At 60.3% G+C, this 552-nt stretch carries 1 protein-coding gene; it reads left to right on the forward strand.

Annotated elements, in window-relative coordinates:
* The coding region (locus tag B7G54_RS37865) for an IS3 family transposase (protein ID WP_133059281.1) at nt 1–525 on the forward strand (525 nt) is incomplete at its 5' end.
* Nucleotides 526–552 lie beyond the last annotated feature (27 nt).

A 552-nucleotide genomic window follows, 5' to 3' on the forward strand; every position in this document is an offset into this window, starting at 1 on the left:
CCTGGCGCCACCCAGCCCAATTCGGWCTGGAGCTACGACTTTGTGCACGACCAGTTGGTGGATGGGCGAGCGTTGAAGATGCTTTGCGTGATCGATGAATACACCCGCGAGTGCCTGGCGATCGAGATCGGCGCCAGCCTGCGTTCGCAGGATGTGATCCTAACGCTGTCGCGACTGATGCGCCTGTACGGCAAGCCGGCGTTTGTGCGGTCGGACAACGGTGCCGAATTTACCGCCGCCAAGGTCATGCGCTGGCTGAGAGATGYTGCAATCGGCCCGGCCTTCATCGCGCCCGGCAGTYCGTGGCAAAACGGATTCGTCGAGAGCTTCAACGGCAAGCTGCGCGACGAATTGCTGAATCGCGAATGGTTCCGCAGCCGGGCCGAGGCCAAGGTACTCATCGAACGCTGGCGACAGTTTTACAACGAGCGTCGGCCCCATAGCGCTCATCGCTATCAACCTCCTGCCACGGTCCGTCGAGCCTGGCTGGATTCCGATAATATCGACGCGAGACTCACTGCCTGATTGGTCACAAAATTCCGCCTCAGGTCA

Source organism: Burkholderia puraquae (genome assembly GCF_002099195.1).
Taxonomy (GTDB): Bacteria; Pseudomonadota; Gammaproteobacteria; order Burkholderiales; family Burkholderiaceae; genus Burkholderia; species Burkholderia puraquae.